This is a genomic window from Sphingobacterium zeae (genome assembly GCF_030818895.1).
Taxonomy (GTDB): Bacteria; Bacteroidota; Bacteroidia; order Sphingobacteriales; family Sphingobacteriaceae; genus Sphingobacterium; species Sphingobacterium zeae.
The window spans coordinates 4,367,327-4,386,871 of the sequence record NZ_JAUTBA010000001.1 but is presented as its reverse complement, the minus strand read 5'-3'; the positions used below and the strand labels follow the sequence as shown (position 1 = coordinate 4,386,871).

Sequence of the window (19,545 nt, the reverse complement as noted above, 5' to 3'; positions counted from 1 at the left end):
CGAAAAAACAATACAATGATATACGAAAATATTCTAAAAAATGTATCGAAGTGCATTACGTTGACCACGGACGAGATCGCGCAGTTCACGGGTATACTCACAACAAAAAAGATCCCCAAGAAGACCATGTTATTGAATGAGGGAGAAATCTGTCAGTTTGAAGGTTACGTGCAGAAAGGCTGTGTGCGGATCTACTACCTGGATGAAAATGGCTTTGAAGTAACCTTAGCCTTTGCGGTGGAAGACTGGTGGATCAGCGATATTGCATCCTTTCATTATCATACACCTTCCAGTCTCTATATGGAAACATTGGAAGACAGCGAATTTTTAATGCTGACACCCGATACTAAAGAGAGATTATTAGAGATTATTCCAAAATTTGAACGTGTATTTCGTATGCTGGTTCAGCGCCGGCTCGCTGTTTTGCAGAATAGGTTGATCCATACGATGGCCAAACCTGCAGCGGATCGATACCTCGAATTTATCGCGCTTTATCCTACGATATCCCAACGAGTGCCACAGTATTACATTGCATCCTATTTAGGTGTTTCGCCGGAATTTGTTAGTATTATACGCAAGCGGCTTGCAGCAAAGAAATAGCTGCAGCAGGTATTGCCAGTGGCTCAATCTCTTTGGATGTAGTTTGAATTGGTTAAATATCGAGGTTATTTTTAGGCTTGAGCTTTATAGGATATGAAAATTGAGCTGCTCGGCAATTGTATTCTTTAAAACGTGTTGGATATTTGCTACCTTTAGGCTTGGGCTCCTATTGGATGTGTATGAACCCGTTTATATGGCCAATTTAAAGCAGTAAAAATGAGTATAGCAGATAATGATTTTGGGAATGCTTTTTTGTATTCCCCTGTTATTTTGAGAAAGTATTTGGTCATGAACAGTTCATTCCCGAACACGTCGTTTTTTTTCAGATTTCCGGAGAAACGCATCTTGACCATCAGAAAGGAAAAATGATCGCTACTGAAGGACAGATCGTTGTCGCCCGCAAAAACCAATTGGCCAAAGCTTTTAAGTATCCCGCTAAAGATGATATCTATAAATCTGTTTCGGTAGTTTTGAAAGCCAATCGGCTGAAGCAGTATGCGATGGATCATTATCTAAGTTCGGATAGAAAGTATGCGGGCGAGTCTAATAGTGTACTCGAAAGCAACCTGTTTATCAAAAGTTATTTTGAATCACTGACACCCTATGCAGAGGCAGCCGACCGGGTGAGCCCTCAGATGGAGCAGATCAAGATCTATGAATTAATTACTTTACTATTGGAGAGTTATCCGCAGCTTAAGGAGCTCCTGTTTGACTTTTCGGAGCCTCATAAGATAGATCTTGAACAGTTTATGGTCAAAAATTACAGGTACAATGTACCTCTTGAAAACTTTGCCAAGCTGACCGGGCGTAGCTTAGCGAGTTTTAAACGTGATTTTGAAAAGATATTTCAGACTTCACCTCGAAAATGGCTACAGGAAAAGCGTCTTTCCGAGGCCTATTATCTAATTGAAAGCAAGCGTCAAAAGCCCGCTGATTTTTATCTTGATCTCGGTTTTGAAAACCTTTCTCATTTTTATGCTTCTTTTAAGGAAAAGTTTGGGATAACGCCAGCCACCATCAATTCAGTCGCTTAGCGCTATTTTTTCCACCAATAGCTGGGCCCCGCCTGCGCCTGATCAATGCTGATCACCTGACCGATCATTGGAGTTAGCAAGGATAGCTGTTGTTTTGTTGCTTCTATGGAAATGCGCTCCAAGGGTTCGTACCACGCATGATTGGCCAGAACAAACTTAGCGGAATGAACAGGAAATAGTACGGAAGCTTTGAGGTCATGTGCTGCTTGAACAACCTCTTCTGGCATCATGTGGATATGTTTCCAGCTGAGGTCATATTGGCCATTTTCCAAGATAGCCAAGTCAAAAGGTCCCAATTGGTTTCCGATTTCTTTGAAGTGGCTATCGTACCCGCTGTCCCCTCCCAAATAGAGTTTCTTTGTGGGCGTTTGGAGCGCATAGGAGGCCCATAATGTATTGGCCGTAAAGATGCCACGGCCTGAGAAATGTCGTGCTGGAGCGACTGTTACCTGAAAACCGTCGCCTAGGTCAACCTCATCCCACCAATCCCTTTCGATGATCTGTTCAGGGCGATAGCCCCAATATTCAAGGTGAGCACCAACACCAAGACCAACAATGACCTTTCCAACACGGGGCTGTAATGCCTTTAGTGTTTTGTAGTCCATATGATCGTAATGGTCGTGCGATATAAATAGGAAGTCAATCGCTGGTAGGTCCGATACAGTAGATACATCCGTACCTTTAAAAGCTTTTACACTGCCGGGAATTGGAGAGGCGCTGCCGCTAAATACAGGGTCTACGAGAATGTTTTTGCCATCTACATGTAGCAAGTAGGAAGAGTGGCCAAACCAAACAAGTCCATTAGACTGCTCGAGTAGTTTCTTCCAGTCGACATGTACGGTGGGTATATTATATTGGGGACTTGTTTCTTTGGAACGCTTAAACAAATAATCATATAGCGCTACAGTCCAGGGCTGTGAGAGCATGGGCGTTGGACTCGTATTACGGAATTTTCCGTTTTTAAATTGCTTAGATAGCTGTATGCGCTGCAGTCTTTCGCCCGAAGGCCTTTTGCCAAATTGTGGATGCATCATAATGTATAATCCGATGAAAGCGATGAAAACGGCCAGTCCTAAGATTATTCTTTTCAAAAATCGAAGCCACTTATTGCTGTTTTTTCTTATTGTCATCTACATGTTTGTATGGCAACAAAGATAAGATTCAAAAGAAGGCTGTTTTTTTGCCGATAGCTCAATTTTATGTGTTGTATGGCTCACATACCGGGGGATAGCACCACAATGTTGATTGTAAAATAAGTCTGCCCCCGCACTGGAGGCAGACTTATTTTTAGCCCTTATAAGGTTTCTTAGCCGCCTCAATAAGCTCTTTCATTTCTAATTTGATATAGTCTACGTTTGGTGTAGATCCTGTCAAAAAGTAACGAATATTGCCTTCTTTGTCGATGATAAATTTTGCCGGAATACCTTTAACACCAAATTTCGCCGCCATGACTTCTCCTGTTTGCGGATCTTTTTGATCATCGTAAAGCACTTCAAACGGATAATTATTTTTAGTTATAAAGGAGACCACATTTTCTTTGTAATTCTTATCGCGTTCCCAGGTATTCATGAAGAGAAATTGAACATCTTTATCATTTGCATACGATTCTTGTGCAGCTTTCATTCCTGGAAATGAGCGGACACAGGGTTGACACCAGGTTGCCCAAAAATCTAATACCACCACTTTCCCTTTTAAGCTACTCAAGGAGACTTTCTCACCTTTCAGATTGAGCAGCTCAAAATCAGGTGCGGGTTTAAAGACTGCCATTTCCTTGATATGATTGCGGATGTTCTGCGTTAATTCCGTTTTTAGGGAAGCATTAAAACGTTCGTAGCCTTGATCAGAACCGTTCAATTCGGTGTACAATTTCTTAAGATCATTTTCGACAGCGAACTGCCCTTTAGCATATAATTTGGTCAGAATATTATAGGCCTCTAGCTTTCTTCCAGTACCCATTAGTGATTTGTAATAGACCATTGCAAGACCATCCGCTTGTTCTGGAGCGACTTTTAAAGCATTCTCTATATAATTGAGCGCTTCGGCATATTTTTTCTGTGCAACGAGGATATTGACATAAGCGGACATGGAGCTCGCATAGCCCATGCCCGCAAAGCGGGCTTTATTATCTTTTTCATTCTCTGGGAGCGTTAAATAATAATAGCTATCATCCATTGCAGTTTTTAAGAGCGGTGCCGCAGTTGCCGTGTCGCCCGCACTCAACAAAATTTGTCCCACGGGGATATAGCCGTTTCCGCGCCAGAATCGTTCTTTGAGCTCGCCTAAATAATGCACAGCTTTTTGTGCATTTCCGTCGTTGGCAAAACTCTGTGCCAAAGTAGCCACTACGTAATCATAGGTGAGGGGCTCTTCACTGAAATTCTTAACCGGCCACTTTTTTATAAGCTCATTATACGCTTTCTCTTTTGCCAATGGCGTACTGGCAGTGTAAAAAACATTGGTTATAAAGGCATCGCGGGTTAGTGATCCTTTTGGGTATTTTTTCTTTGCCAATTGCTCGACCGATGTTTGCAGATCTTCTTTGCCTAAAGCGCGCAGAATATTGATCGTCGTGCGGTAGTCTTCTTCAGACTTATAAGTCTTTAGCTCGCTCATTAATACATTCGCGAGCGAATCCTTTTGCTCCATCGTTCCTTTTTCTATAATAGGTAGATAGTATTGGTATTTGTTTTTTGCAGGTTGTTGAGCAAATGCTGCTGTTAGCGCAAACGCGAAAGCAGCCGTCAAGATTTTTCTTTTCATTATATATATGATTTACAAGTTCCTTAATTTTCGTATCCTGGATTCTGTGTCAAGTTTCTATTGATTAAAATCTGCGCTTGTGGAATCGGAAATAAGACATCCGTCGTTTGCCAGTTTGATTTGATTGGGGCCAATACGGCGTTAGCGCGGTCGGTGCGCTTGAGATCGAGCCAGCGATGGCCAAACTCACCAAAAAATTCATGGAGACGTTCGGTCTCTATAGCAGACAATAACTGGGATTGGTTTAAGCTTGTGTTAAGTCCCGCAAGGCCCGCACGACTGCGTACGGCATCTACATCCGTCCGTGCTTCTGTTAATTTTCCGAGCTTGGCCCTAGCTTCTGCACGGATAAGATATTGTTCAGCTAAACGTAGCATAACGTGGTATTCGGATCCTGCGCCTGAGGACGCTTTATATTTGGTTATGGCATAATAGGTTTTATTGGATACCGTCTTTGAACTTGTCCAATTGATTTTTCTTAAATCAGGTGTTGGCAAGGTTTCAAAACTGTTGTATACGGCATCTGGCAGGGTGTATCCCGGAGTCACTGTAGCTGTCGTTATATAATTAGCACCGAATGTGGTTACTCCAGTCTGATTGCCAAGTTGAAGAATAACCTCATTGCTCGAGTTTACAAAGTTTTTATCAGGTGTGGGCATACCGTAATCGGTTGACTGCAGAACTTTAGTTGCATAAGATTCAGCATTTTGATAATCTTTTTGGTAAAGATATACTCTGGCCAGTAAAGCGCTGGCGGCAGCCTTATTGGCACGCCCTCTTGGACTGGCAGTAGCATCATAAGTTGGTGCCATTTTGCTCTCCGCATCTTTAAGATCTGCAATAATCTGATCATACACTTGCTGTGCGGGCGTCCGCGGAAGTACAGCGTCTTCAAATGCATGCAGGTCATCGCGCAATTGTAATGGCACGTCACCATACAGATTGACGAGATAGAAATAGGCATAAGCTCTAAAAAATTTTGCTTCTCCCAGGAGTTGATCCTTTACACTTGGGGTAAGGGAGGTGGATGCTTCGAGACCGGATATCGCGTTATTCGCATTTTTGATAAGCTGATAGGTATTGTACCAAAAGTTGGCAACATTATAATTTGTATTCAGCAGATTATTACTCGCGAATTCGGAGGTATTGGGGTCGGCCGAATTGTACTGAAGGTCGTCGGCTGCTACCCCAGTATAGAAAGTTGACGTTCCAGGAAGATTAATGCTTAATGTTGTGGTATACAACCCTCTGATCACGCTATTTGCAGAAGCATCCGTAGCGAACGCATCACCGGCTAGCACCTGATTTGGAGGAGCACCCAACTCCACAAATTTTGAACAGGAGCTAACAAGCAGCGTTGCACTGGTGATGGCGAATAATAATATATTGTTATTGATGTTTAATTTCATGATTTCTAGTTTTAAAATTGACAGTTAAATCCAAATACAATCGTACGCAATGGTGGCAGTACTTGAGCAATCGTTCCAGTTCCTAAACCCGGAGGACCGCCTTGAACGGTTGTTTCGGTATCCAGAACATATTTGTTCTTGGCCCAGGTAAAGAGGTTTTGACCTTGCATAAAGACATTGCAATTGGACATCTTCAGTTTGGAAGTCCAGCTTTTCGGTAAGTTGTACGATAGATTGACCGATCTTAATTTAATATAAGAAGCGTCACCATAGACTGCGTCGGAGTTGGTATACAGATTATAAGAATTGCTTAAAGCAGCTCCATCCGCTGAAGCTCCTTGAGTTGCTGGGAGAATAGCGCCCGGGATAGTTGTATTGGTATTCGTTGGTGTCCATCGGTCCAGCCAATAATCGTTTTGGTTGGCCAAAGCCCCAGGTCTTGAATTGAGAATTTTGGTTAAGCCTAACCGGTGATTAAATTGAAAGAATACGCCAAGTTCAAAGCCTTTGTAAGAAAAGGTATTGTTAAATCCACCATAGAATGGCGTACCTAAGTCAGCAACATAGCGGTCATCACCTGTAATTGCTCCATCACCATTGCGATCTTCGTATAAAGCTCTTCCTGTTGCCGGATCGACACCTTGATAGTGGTACAAACGGATCATATTGAGCGGCTCACCCACCAAGAAACTACTTGCATAGAAGGTGTTTTCAATTCCAGGAAATTCGACCAGTTTGTTTTTATAAAATGTAAAGTTTGCCGATGTTTTCCATGTGAAATTTTCATTGGTTACATTGGTGGTATTCAGTTCCAATTCCAAACCTGTATTTTGGATCAAAGCTGGCAGGTTTTCTTTGTAACTATTGTAACCTGTTTGGGTACTCAAAACTAAATCGGTGATTTGGTCGGAAGAGCGATTCCTGAAAAAGTTTCCTGTGAATAAAATTCGATCTTTTAAGAAACCCAGATCGATTGCAAACTCCAATTTTTTCGTCGTTTCCCATTTAATGTATTCATTCGGAAGCGTTCCCATGTTCATGGAAGGATTATTAAGGTAGGGCGTTACTGATGAGTATAGCGGGAGGTACAGGTAATTTGAAATCTGGTCGTTACCAGTTGTTCCATAACTTGCCCTCAACTTACCAAAGCTTAAAAATTGCAGGTTATCCTGCACAAAGTCCTCTTTTCCAAAAACCCAACCTAATCCAATTGCGCCGAAATTTCCGAATCTATTTTTAGGGCCGAAGCGAGATGAACCGTCCCTTCTGAAAGTTCCGTTAAACAAATATTTCTCTTTCCAGTCGTAATTTACTTTTCCGAATACTGCATTGTATTTATAATAAACCAGGTTGTTACTTGCTGTAAATTGTCCTGCGGCTCCAAGCGAGCCTAACAGTGCATCGTTTGAATAATTGGAACCATTGGTGGTCTGTGAGCGGGACGAGTTCTGTTGAAAGCTTGTTCCGATCAATGCCGTCAATTTACCTTCACCCATATTTTTTACATAATCCAGTGTCGGCTCAATAATCCAATTCTCGGCCTTTGTATTGGAAAAGCTGGAAGCACCAAGCGGGTTAGTGACGGTATTATTTAAGGACGTGATTGGGCGTTGATTATTTTGGTTCAATTGGGTGATGGTATAACCAAAATTTGCTTTTGCCGTTAATCCAGGTATGATTTTATAACTTAAGTTGGCATTGGAGATCAGGTTATTGGTATTGCCAAAGTACTTCCGTTCGAGCAGGGCGATCGGATTATCAATAAATGTCGTTGATGGTAACCAGTAGTATTTTCCATTGTCGCCATAAATAGGATAATTGGGGGCCAGATTGTAGAGTGATGTCACATCCGACGAAGGCATATCGGAATTATCATTGGCATAGCTAACCGATAAAGCGGCATTAAACTTTTTGTCAGAAGAGGTGTGATCCAGATTTAGGCGGGAGGTAAAGCGGCTATTTTTACTGTCACCATAAAATACGGTACTTTCGCGTCTATATCCGGAGTTGAAGAAAAAGCGTGTGGACTCGTTTCCGCCGGACATATTCGCTTGAACGTCGGTGATATGGCCTTTGTTTCCAATCAGCATTTTCTGCCAATCCGTCGATTTGTTTTGATCCCATAACATAAGATCGGGGGCATTGTCTGCAGTAGGTGTCACGCCTGCATTGGCGAAAGCCTCTTTTCTTAAGGTCAGATATTGTTCTAGATTTAACATGGGGATAAAGCGGTTGACCTCAGTAAATCCAGTATTGAAGTTGACACCAATACGGGTGCGGCCTGCAGAACCCTTTTTTGTCGTAATCAAGACCACACCATTGGCGCCCCGACTACCGTAGATCGCGGTGGCATCGGCATCTTTCAGCACATCGATTCGCTCGATATCCGCGGGGTTAATCATACTGAACGGACTTAATCCCCCCGAAGAAGCTGATATTCCAAAGGAATTGAGGTTGTCCGTAGCAGGTTGTCCGCCGTTAAAGTTGGTAAATGGAACCCCATCAATAACGTACAGCGGAATGGATCCAGAGGTCGTACCGCTTAACGAGGCCTGATTTCTGATCTGGATCTGAACGGCACTTCCGGGTACACCGTTGTTTTGAGCGATTAATACCCCGGACAATCTTCCGGATAGGGCAGCGAGTGGATTACTTACCGGTTGCGAGGTAATATCTTTCGCTGTGATTGAGGCAACCGAGCCGGTATTCAGTCTGCGTGTTGTTGTGCCATAGCCAATCACAACGACTTCTTCCAAACTACCTTCTTCAGGCTTAAGTTTGATCGGTGTAGGACTCGCAATAAGCTGTTTTGCCGGAATTTCGACCTTTTGATACCCTATAAAAGAAAAAGTAATAATAACATCGTCATTCGGAATACGCAGTCCCCAATGTCCATTAACATCGGTCGCTGTACTCGATTGCATATTGCGATAATCTGCTTTTTGCCAGTCTTTAATGATCACAGAGACACCTGCTAGTGGCGTTCCATTTTCATTGACTACTTGTCCTGCTATTTGTCGTTGATTTTGTTGTTTTTCCTTTACAGCGATAATATTGTTGTCCAATAGTTCCCATGTTAAGTTGCTTCCGGCAAGCGATTGGGAAAGAATATCTTTCACACTGATTTTCTTCCCGACAATATTGACCTTGGCGTCAGGTAAGATCGATTTGCTAAAGAACATTTTGTATTTGCTCTTCACGTTGATTGTTTGAAAAACATCTTCCAGCTTTCCGCCCTGGATGGAAACATCGATTTTTTCAGTTTGCGAATAGGCAAAGCTTTGTACGTGCAAGGTGCTTAGGCAAACGAGCAGTAGCGCTAATCGCGACTCTTTTCTAAATTTGGGTTTTGTTTTGATCATGTGAGTTATATAGGTTGATATTTTTAAAATAATTCGAATTGATTTTTCCCCGTTTTTTTAATTTGAAAGTAGTTGACAGTTTGTAATGCTTTAAGAATATTTTCGAGTTGTTCGTTTTCGAATATCGCTGAGTAGCGTTTGCTGGCAGTCGCTTGATTTGTAATTTTGATCTCCACCCCGTACATGCGTTCCAGTTTCAATGCGATATCAAGTAATCTCTCCTCTTGGATTGTTATACGATTTAATAACCATTCAGTTTCTAGAGCAGAACCATCATTTTCAGCGATAACGAATGGCTGTATAGCTACGGACATAGGAGTCGCTGCAGATTTATGGACGCTGGAGGGCGATACCTCTTTAGATTCAGCTGTTTTTGTGATAACAAATTTTTGTTTGGGCTTTAAGATGAATTTCTGAGCGTTGGCTCCTGTTTTCCAGATCGATACCTTACCACGCACTAAAGCTGTTTCGGCATCATTTTCTTCTGCATAATCACGCACATTGAAGGCAGTCCCCAAGACACTGATTTCCATTCTCGGTGTATGAATAAGGAAAGGTTTAGCGGGATCTTTTGTGACATCAAAAAATGCTTCCCCGATTAAAGTCACTTCGCGTGAGCTTGAGTCTTTGAATGAAGCAGGATATATTATTTTGCTCGAGGCATTGAGTGTAACTTTTGTCCCGTCTTGTAGTACAATTTGACGCTGTTGTCCATTCGATAAGATGATCTCTTGATTGTTGGGCGCTTTTGTTTTGTATAAATATACGCCAGCAAATGCAATACACAAGACGGCAGCGGCTGCGGCAATTTGAGATAAACTGAAAGAGCGTTTCTTTCTAAGCGATAATCTTGTCATAATACCGCTATGGATACGATTTTTTAAGGCGTGCTGCACTTCTTCAGGAAGTGTTTTGAGTAAACTCGACCGTGATGAGAATGAATCGAAAAAACGCTCTACGGTGTCGATCTCTTGCGAATTGGCTTCGCCCTTTAAGTATTTGTCAATGAGCTTTTCAAGCTCTTGGTTAGGATATTGCATAGGATGAGTACAATGTTCACTACAATAGTGTCCCTGAGGGGGCATTATGTACTAGTGCAAATCTTGCTTTATTTGTAAATAACTTATTTACAGTTGAATAAAATTAAAAGAAGAGTCAGAAAATGCTGGATAATGAGTTTTTTCAGTTTGTGTATTGACACACCAAGATGATTTTGGACTGTATTTTGGGATGTCTCCGTTATATCGCTGATTTCTTTTGTGGTGAGTCCGTCCAGATACCGCATTTTAAAGATTTCTTTTCTTTTTTGCGGAAGATTGGCTACCCATTGTTCAATCAAAGATTTTAGATCCTTTTCGTCGTACAGGTCTCCCGCTGTATTGTCTTGTCTTTGGTAGTATGAGGAATTTTCTTCAATAAGTGCTGTTGTTCGTCTATTTTTTTTATATGTTTCGAAAACTTTGTATTTCATGCAGGTAAAAAGGTATGCTTCCACATTGTTGATGTCTCTCTTAGAGCCGTGTTTCCAAAGGTCGATAAATATGTCTTGTACAATTTCCTCACAGGAAGCTAGGTCCTCAAGCCGTTTATATGATTCATCTAAAAGTACTGACCAATACTTATCATATAAAATGTTGAAAGCCGCTAAATCGCCTCCTCTGAGCCCAATTAATAAGCTTTCGTCGTTGTGAGATGCATATTTATCGTTTTTCATGATATTTGAAGTGTGAAGCGGATTTCCTCCAAGCTATATACCTTTTAAAGGAATTTACTTTTTTCAATTATACTCATTTAATTAAATAAGGACAAGGTGTATCGGTATTTTTTACTTAGTTATAATCAATTTATTGACCATTAGTTGGAGCGCTTTAAAGCCTTTAATATACTTTCGCGATCAGATTTTTTTAACACAAAGAGCTGCCTTTTTAAGTTTTTATCAATAACATCAACAATGATGGTTAAAGCAACTGACATGCTTAGGAGGGTTTAAATTCATAACAAATTGGTCTTTAGTTTGTATTGCTATCAAAATTAGGTTGAATAAAACTAAAATAAAATCCACATTCAATTTTTCGAATAAATTATTAAATAAGCATTTATCTGTATCGGTTGGCTGAATATTACATAGTTTTTTCAATAGATTACAATAAAAATTCTGTTTTGATATCCACCTTTCGAATTTAAGATGTCATGACAATTTAAAGGTGAACACACTCGTTTGTCGATAGGCCGCAAATAATCGATGGGCACGAAGACGATATATGGTCAGAAACAATTAACTTTAAGGGCGGAACACTGTTTTGCTCTCAAACCATCAAATATTCAATTGTTTAAAATGTTAACAAAAAATATCAAACGTAAAACCAATACCTTGTTACGCACAATCTGTTGCTGTTCTTTTCTTTCGTTCAGTATGCTAAAAGGTTTTTCCCAAGGTAAAATGACGAAAGACTATGTGGACTATGTCAATCCATACATGGGGAACATCAGTCATTTATTGGTACCAACCTACCCAACGGTTCACTTGCCAAACAGCCTTTTGCGCGTTTATCCTGAGCGGGGAGACTATACTTCAGATCGTCTGTTTGGTCTGCCGCTTATCGTTACCAGCCATCGTGGAAGATCGGCTTTCAACCTTAGCCCAATGGTAAAATTGCCAAGCGCTTTGAAACCGGTACAATTGTATAGTTACGATCAGGAGGAAATTCATCCGTATGCGTATTCCGTGTTATTGGATCAAGAGAATATTCAGGTAGACTATGCGTTGTCGCATCAGTCGGGGGTGTATACCTTTAAATTTCCCAACACCTCGAAAAAATATCTTCAGTTCAACTCGCAGCAGGGAAAACTTCAATGGGATGGCGAGGGACTTTCTGGGGTACAGGATATTGGAAATGGCACGTATGTCTATATTTATGCCGTTCCAGAATCCAAACCTGTTGCTGTGAAGCGACTGCAAGGCCAACAACTGGAAAATGCCACTGAAGCTGCTGGTAAGAATTCGTGTATGATATTGGAGTTCAGTCAGGCAGGCACTAGCTTGCGCATGAAATATGGTGTTTCATTTATTGATGTCGCACAAGCCAAAGCGAATTTAAAGCGTGAGATCAGCGGTTTTGATCGGGAAAAGCTTGCTGATAAAGGGCGTAAAATATGGAACGACGCCTTAGGTAAAATTGCTGTGGAAGACGGAAATGAATCCAATAAGCACGTATTTTACACATCGTTATACCGTAGCTACGAAAGACCTGTCAATATTTCTGAAGATGGTCGCTATTACAGCGCGTTCGACGGAAAGGTACATCAGGACGAAGGTAAACCTTTCTTTACAGATGACTGGATCTGGGACTCTTACCGGGCACATCACCCATTACGGGTACTCTTGGATCCCAACACAGAATCCATGATCCTCAATTCTTTTGTCCGGATGTCCGAGCAAATGGAACAGCCTTGGTTGCCCACTTTTCCTGAGATCACGGGCGATAGTAGGCGTATGAATTCCAATCATGGCGTAGCAACTTTATTGGATGCTTACCGCAAGGGAGTGCGCAATTTTGATATCAAGAAAGCTTATCTGGCGGCAAAAGGTGCAATTACAGAAAAGACTTTGGCTCCATGGTCGGGTAAACCGGCAGGAAAATTAGACGAATTTTTTAAGGAGAAAGGCTATATTCCAGCATTGTACCCAGGAGAGAAAGAAACGATACCAGAAGTAAACGGTTTTGAACGGAGACAACCGGTCGCAGTAACCTTGGGTACCTCTTACGATTTATGGTGCTTGGCACAGCTTGCTCAAGAATTGGGTATTCAGGCTGATTATGATCTCTTTATGAAGCAATCTTTCAATTATAGAAATCTTTTCAACGAACAGACCAAATTTTTCCATCCCAAAGATGACAAGGGAAATTTTATCATGCCTTTTGATTATGTGTTTTCTGGCGGACAGGGAGCACGGGAATATTACGGTGAAAACAATGCCTGGATCTACCGCTGGGATGTGCAGCATAATATTCCCGATCTGATCAAACTGATGGGTGGGAACGAATCTTTTGTCAAGTACCTTGATGAGATGTTCCAGCAGCCTTTGGGGCGTTCAAAGTTTGACTTTTATGCACAGCTTCCAGACCACACGGGAAATGTCGGACAATTTTCGATGGCAAACGAGCCGGCTTTGCATATTCCTTATCTATATAACTATGCGGGACAACCTTGGATGACACAGAAAAGGATACGCAAGCTGATCGGGGAATGGTTTAGAAACGATTTAATGGGGGTGCCGGGAGATGAAGACGGTGGTGGAATGTCTGCTTTTGTGGTCTTTTCACAAATGGGCTTCTATCCGGTTACCCCGGGTTTGACGTCCTACAGCATCGGATCTCCATTTTTCCAGAAGGTGAGCATACAGCTTCCTAATGGTAAGTCTTTTGTTATTATCGGCAAGAATGCATCGGCAAGAAACAAATACATTCAGTCGGCGAAATTGAATGGAAAGGAGTTGAACGTTCCAAAGCTGACCCATGCCGATTTGCTGAAAGGTGGCACGTTGGAGTTTGTGATGGGGGATAAAGCAAATCGAAATTGGGGAACAGCAGAGTAACACGGTTTTTTTCTAAAGCTATATTTTAGAAGCAAGCAAACCAACAAACCAAAAAATAAACAAGCAAGGTAGTTAAGTGTGATATGCACTTAACCACCTTGCTTGCTTTAGGCGAGTAGCCAATATGTTAAACAATGATGCGAAACTTTTGGACTGAAAGCCAAAGTCGTTCATTGTGTGAATAAGCAACTGGATCGTTGCTGTATTCATCTATCCAGTGACAGGCTATTTTTTGTCGAGTTCTTTTTTGAAAGCACTTGGGGACTGACCATATTTCTTTTTGAAGGCCGACGCGAAGTAAGATGCTGATGAAAAGCCGACACTACTAAATATTTCGTTGATGGTTAGACCCTCAGCCATCATGCTTTTGGCTTTCTTTAATCTTCGTTCCACAATATACTCATTGACACTGCAGTCGAGCAGCTGTTTCACCTTACGATAGAGCTGAACGCGTGAGAGATGGAGGTCGTTGGCAATCCCGTCGACGCTTAACCGCTGATCCGATAACTTGGATTCGACAATGGCGGAGAGATTGTTTAGGAATCTTCTGTCGCTATCGTTGACCTGTTCGGCTTGAGTACGCTCAAACTGTTCGACGTTGCTGCTATATTTTTCTTTAAGCTGATGACGCGATTGAAGAATATTTGAAATACGTATCCGCAGCAGTTCGGCATTGAATGGCTTAGTAATATAGTCATCGGCCATTAATTTGCTCCCCTCAAGCATGGTCTCCTCGTTGGCAAGTGCACTCAGTAAGATGACGGGAATATGTGCGGTCTGATAAAAGGCTTTGATGTCTTTCAAAATATCCAGTCCGCTTCCATCAGGAAGCATAATATCGGTGATCACCAGGTCTGGAAAATGTGTCTTCATCATACTAGTGGCTTGCTGGGCATCCTTCGCCAGAAACAGGTTGTAATCCTGTTCCAATAACGAGCGGAGATAGTCTCTGATTTCATCATTATCTTCGACGATCATAATGCTCTTCGATTTGTTGGATCGAAAAGAAAGATTGTTGTCTACCACCTTTGCTGTCGTGTCCAGTAGATCTTGTTCCTGAAACAATGGTTTTTCTCCACTGTCGAAACCGGCCAGTTCAGCAGGTTCATAATGACCGTTCCCAATTGGCATGCGGAGGGTGAAGATCGATCCATGGCCGGGCTTGCTGCTCACGGTGATCTGGCCATGATGCAGTTCGACGATCTGTTTGCTGTATGCAAGTCCGATTCCGGATCCGTTACGGCTGCCGGCTCCTTGGTAAAAAGGATCAAAAATATGCTCAATATCAACCGGCGCAATTCCCAGACCATTATCCAATACGCGTAGATAAAAATAGTCCTTGAAATTGTTTTCTTCTAGTATAATTTCAATTCTGCCGCTGGCTGAAGTATGTTTGATCGCATTGGATAATAAGTTGGATAGGACCTGTTCCATGAGGTATTCGTCCATCCAAACCTCTTTCAAACTCGTTTTGTTGATATAACTGACCGAGATTCTGTTTTTCTTAAATAGCGGTTTGAAACTACCTATTACCTGCTGGATGAATGGATCGATATAAACGATAGACGCATGTAACCTAATTTTTGATTTACTGATTCGGTGGATATCAATGAGGTCGGTAACCAAACGCTGTAGTTTTTTTGCATTCCGCTTGACGCGCGACAACTGTTCTTTGACTTCTTCTGGCAGGTCTTTTCGTAATTCAAGGTCCTCGATAGGCGCTATAATAAGGGTCAGTGGTGTTTTAAATTCATGTGAGATGTTGGTGAAGAAATTATTCTTGATTTCTGCCGCTTGCTGGATCTGGCTGTTCATCTCGACGATCTGTTTTTGTTGCGCAAGGATCTCACTATTTTGGATTTCCAGATGTTTGTTCTTTTCCCAGTTGCTCCTGATCACGATAATAGAAATGCCACCAAAGACAACAGCAAGCACCAAGCTAACGACCAGTACATTAAGAACCGACTTTTGACTTTGGTAAATCTTATTCTGTTCCGTAATGAATTCCTGTCTTTTGTCTATATCGAGCTGCTGTTGCTTTATTTTATCCGACTGCAGGGCAAGCAACTCCGCGTTGGTTTTATCGATGACAGAGGTTGCGAGTATATTCTCGCGGCGGTAGTTTTGGTGGTTGATGATAGCCAAGGCCGTTCGAATGGCTTCGGCTCCGCCAGTGGGGTAGAGTATGGAAGCGAACATTTTGCCCTGTATGATCTGTTCAAGGCCATTTCCGGGACCAGGAAGGGCATCAACACCGATTATCTTAATGTCCTTTTTGATCTGGGCTTCGTTCAATGCTTTTTTTACCCCCATGGCCATCTGATCATTGAAGGTGAAGATGATATCACTCTGGATCATTTGGTCTATATGCTTACGCGTTTCCAAATAAGCTTTGTTTTTTTCCCATCCGCCGTGAATGATTCCGCTCGTTCGAATCCCTTTAGCATCTCCAATTTGCTGCATAAAGCCTTTTTCACGTTCTATGGAGGCGGATGTACCCGATAATCCAGTAACCAGGCCGATCGAACCATTGTTTTGTAAAATGGTGCGGCTATACTGGCCCGCCAGTTTTCCGATAGCAAGATTGTCTGCCCCCACATAGGCATTATATTGGCCTGAGGATGTCTTACGGTCAGTTACGATGACGGGTATATTGCGTTGAAATACCGAATCTACTATAGGGGTAAGGGGCTCGGCCTCATTTGGCGATACAATCAGAAGATCGATATCCTGTTTGACTAATTCCCGAATTTGATTAATCTGGACATTATTGTCGCCATGGGCATCTCGATAAAGAAAGTCAATATCCGGATTGAAGGAAAGTTCCCTTTTCATTTCTTCGAGCATGGTTTGTCGCCAGGCATCATTTCCGATACACTGTGAAAAAGCAATAATCCGCTTTTTCTTCTGGACCATTGGTTGACATCCACAAAAAAGAAGCAGGATCAATATGCCACCATAAATGAAATATTTTCCCATGATTTTTTTCCCTTCAATATCCGAATATACATTATTTAGTTTTTTTAGGGTAACCTCGTCTTTGTTAGTGTATTCTTTACACTGATATGGAAACTTTCAAAAATGTATCATTTTCTAAATTTTCTGTTTAAAAAGTGAAAGTTTTAAAAAGTAATACTAGTGTAAGTTTCAGATTTTTAGTGTTTTAATGTTTTTTAAAAAATGTTACATAAATAAATGTTTTTGCGAAGTTCAAATTTAAGTTAAGATGAAACCAGGGTTAAATTTGGATTAATCAATTATAGATCATAACATGAACAAAAACACGGTACTAGCTTGGTCCTTTGTAGTGGCTTTAGGCGGATTTTTATTTGGATTTGATACAGCGGTTATTTCAGGAGCAGAAAAGGCCGTGCAGGAACACTGGCATTTAAGTGAGTTTCAGCATGGATTGACCATGGCCATTGCATTGATCGGAACAGTTGTTGGAGCAGCGCTGGGTGCACTGCCTTCAGATAAGTTGGGGCGTAAGAATACTTTATTTGCGGTTGCAGCTCTTTACTTTATCTCAGCAATAGGCAGCGCATTGGCGAATGACTGGACGATATTTATTTTATTCCGCTTTTTGGGTGGTATAGGCGTTGGCGTCTCTTCGGTAACTGCACCAATCTATATATCGGAAATATCTCCGGCGGCATCGCGTGGAAAATTGGTCGGACTTTTCCAGTTCAACGTCGTATTGGGGATTCTGATTGCCTATCTGTCCAATTACTTTATCGGTCAGGTAGGGGAGGAGTCCTGGCGTTGGATGTTAGGCGTACAGTGTTTTCCGTCGTTATTATTCTTCGGTCTGATCTTCCTTATTCCGGAAAGTCCAAGATGGTTACTGCTGCACAGGGGTAATTTAGCTGAAGCAAAACGAATTATGAAAAAAATCAACTCGGATGGTTACGAGCTGGAGATTTCAAAAATTCAGGAGTCCAAAAACAATACAGCAGGGGAGGGCAAACTCTTCGTTCGCGAAAATGTCAAACCTATTTTATTGGCCTTTTGTTTTGCGCTATTCAATCAGGTTTCAGGTATTAACGCAATCATCTATTATGCCCCCCGTGTATTTGAAATGGCCGGTTTGGGCTCACAGAGTTCATTGCTTTCAACAGTTGGGATCGGGGTTGTCAATTTTATCTTTACGTTGCTGGCGATCAATTTCATCGATAAGGTCGGTAGAAGAAAATTAATGTTGGTGGGCTCGATTGGACTGATTGTTTCTTTGGCACTCGTTTCCCATGCTTTTTATACCAGTCAAACGACGGGTTTTGCGATCACCATCTATCTGATGAGTTTTATTGCCTTTTTCGCATTCTCGCAAGGCGCTGTGATTTGGGTGTTTATTTCGGAAATTTTTCCGAATGATGTCCGTGCTAAAGGACAGACATTCGGCAGCTTGACACACTGGGTGATGGCGGCAATTATTACCTTTTGTTTTCCTGCATTGACGGAAATGCTCGGCGGGGGCGGTACCTTCTTGATCTTTGCCCTATTTATGGTTTTACAGCTTATCTATGTGCTTAAGTTTATGCCGGAGACAAAAGGGAAGTCACTGGAAGACCTTGGGCATACCATCAATCTACATTAGTCTTTAGCTGGACTAAACGAATAGGCGTCGGAGTAGCCATGGCGCGACTGGCGCCTATCGAAAGCTATTTAATCAATGACATTATGATAGCAAGTCGTGTGTATCTATTGTCAACATTGAACTTAAAGGGAAATATAATAATCAATTCGTTGCATGGCTTTTGGCGCTCGGCCGAAGCTTTGTGAAAAAGAAGAAATATGAAAAACGGAGAAAAATCAATACAGGGTATTTGTTTTGGAGAGGTACTTTGGGACAATCTTCCTACAGGTAAAAAATTGGGCGGTGCGCCGTTGAATGTGGCTTATCACCTCAATAAACTGGGCGTTACGACGCGTATGCTAACACGCATAGGGCGTGATGAAAATGGTTATGAACTACGTAAGGTATGTGAGGATCTGGGCATTCCGACCGATTTTTTCCAGTACGATGAGTTATTGCCTACCTCAACCGTAGAGGTTTCGATCGATGCTAAACGCGATGTGCATTACGATATCGTTTATCCGGTAGCTTGGGACAGAATCGCAGTGGATAGTGTGGTTCTGGAAGCAGTTGCAACGGTGGATTTTTTGGTATATGGAAGTCTAGCCTGTCGGGATGAAGTAAGCTTCCAAAGTTTGCTGTTATTGCTTGAAAAAGCCCGCTTTCGGGTGATGGATGTCAACCTGCGTACACCTTATTTTGGTCCTGAAAAAATACATAAGTTGTTGGCATATGCTGATTTTGTGAAAATGAATGCCGAAGAACTGCATGTTATTTCCGACTGGAATGGCGCTACGGAAGCCTATACCGATCAGCAGCGTGTAGACTTGATCATGGCCCGTTTTGCAATTCAGGAGGCAATTGTAACCTATGGTGCAGATGGAGCCGTGTATCATTATAAAAAAGATAATATCAGTTATCATTTCCCGGCCTTGAAAGTTCAGGTAGAAGATACAATCGGAAGCGGTGATTCGTTTTTGGCGGCTTTCCTGACCAAAAGGTTTCAGATGCAGGAAGGTGTTCAGCTGGAGGAAGTACTGGAATTTGCGGCCACCTTAAGTGGATTTGTGACACAGAGCCGGGGGGCTTGTCCTGAATATAACGATGAGGTCATCAATCGATTCCAATGGTTGCATCCGATCTTCAATGGAGCTCAGAAGCAACAGTAGGTAAACCGCTTCTTTACGAAGCAGTTTACCCGCTATCATAA

12 protein-coding genes are annotated in these 19,545 nt (G+C 41.9%); 5 read left to right on the top strand and 7 right to left on the bottom strand.

Going from position 1 to position 19,545, the window contains the following annotated elements; translation table 11 throughout:
• Positions 1–15: 15 nt before the first annotated feature.
• Both QE382_RS18360 and QE382_RS18355 read left to right on the top strand, forming a co-directional pair.
• Entirely contained in the window at positions 16–600 is a 585-nt protein-coding gene (locus QE382_RS18360; RefSeq protein WP_307187201.1) for a Crp/Fnr family transcriptional regulator, read from the top strand.
• A gap of 299 nt (positions 601–899) precedes the next feature.
• Positions 900–1,634 (top strand): helix-turn-helix domain-containing protein, encoded by a 735-nt coding sequence (locus tag QE382_RS18355; RefSeq protein WP_370877901.1) that lies wholly within the window; start codon positions 900–902, stop codon positions 1,632–1,634.
• A 2-nt stretch (positions 1,635–1,636) separates the two neighbouring features.
• Here the strand turns inward: QE382_RS18355 and QE382_RS18350 are convergent, their stop codons facing one another.
• The 6 genes from QE382_RS18350 to QE382_RS18325 form a co-directional block, all read right to left on the bottom strand.
• Positions 1,637–2,764, bottom strand: a complete 1,128-nt coding sequence (locus tag QE382_RS18350; protein ID WP_307187199.1) for an MBL fold metallo-hydrolase — start codon at positions 2,762–2,764, stop codon at positions 1,637–1,639.
• A gap of 157 nt (positions 2,765–2,921) precedes the next feature.
• Positions 2,922–4,394: a TlpA disulfide reductase family protein gene (locus QE382_RS18345; protein WP_307187198.1), complete on the bottom strand. Its 1,473-nt coding sequence runs from the start codon at positions 4,392–4,394 to the stop codon at positions 2,922–2,924.
• A 23-nt stretch (positions 4,395–4,417) separates the two neighbouring features.
• Positions 4,418–5,803: a RagB/SusD family nutrient uptake outer membrane protein gene (locus QE382_RS18340; RefSeq protein ID WP_307187197.1), complete on the bottom strand. Its 1,386-nt coding sequence runs from the start codon at positions 5,801–5,803 to the stop codon at positions 4,418–4,420.
• 11 nt (positions 5,804–5,814) lie between these two features.
• The gene (locus tag QE382_RS18335) at positions 5,815–9,165 is read right to left on the bottom strand and encodes a SusC/RagA family TonB-linked outer membrane protein (protein ID WP_307187196.1); all 3,351 of its coding nucleotides are present in this window, start codon (positions 9,163–9,165) and stop codon (positions 5,815–5,817) included.
• 23 nt (positions 9,166–9,188) lie between these two features.
• Positions 9,189–10,205, bottom strand: a complete 1,017-nt coding sequence (locus QE382_RS18330) for a FecR family protein (RefSeq protein ID WP_307187195.1) — start codon at positions 10,203–10,205, stop codon at positions 9,189–9,191.
• An 83-nt stretch (positions 10,206–10,288) separates the two neighbouring features.
• Positions 10,289–10,879, bottom strand: a complete 591-nt coding sequence (locus tag QE382_RS18325; RefSeq protein ID WP_307187194.1) for an RNA polymerase sigma factor — start codon at positions 10,877–10,879, stop codon at positions 10,289–10,291.
• Positions 10,880–11,500: 621 nt separating this feature from the next.
• Here QE382_RS18325 and QE382_RS18320 point away from each other — a divergent pair.
• Positions 11,501–13,762: a GH92 family glycosyl hydrolase gene (locus QE382_RS18320; protein WP_307187193.1), complete on the top strand. Its 2,262-nt coding sequence runs from the start codon at positions 11,501–11,503 to the stop codon at positions 13,760–13,762.
• A gap of 225 nt (positions 13,763–13,987) precedes the next feature.
• On the opposite strand, the gene QE382_RS18315 is transcribed toward QE382_RS18320, so the two are convergent.
• A complete protein-coding gene (locus QE382_RS18315) occupies positions 13,988–16,741 on the bottom strand; it encodes a hybrid sensor histidine kinase/response regulator transcription factor (RefSeq protein ID WP_307187192.1) in 2,754 nt (917 codons plus the stop codon).
• Positions 16,742–17,033: 292 nt separating this feature from the next.
• Between QE382_RS18315 and QE382_RS18310 the strand changes: the two genes are divergently transcribed.
• Positions 17,034–18,356, top strand: coding sequence for a sugar porter family MFS transporter (locus tag QE382_RS18310; protein WP_286752941.1), 1,323 nt, complete (start codon positions 17,034–17,036; stop codon positions 18,354–18,356).
• A 197-nt stretch (positions 18,357–18,553) separates the two neighbouring features.
• A complete protein-coding gene (locus QE382_RS18305) occupies positions 18,554–19,504 on the top strand; it encodes a carbohydrate kinase family protein (protein WP_307187191.1) in 951 nt (316 codons plus the stop codon).
• The last annotated feature ends 41 nt before the right edge of the window (positions 19,505–19,545 follow it).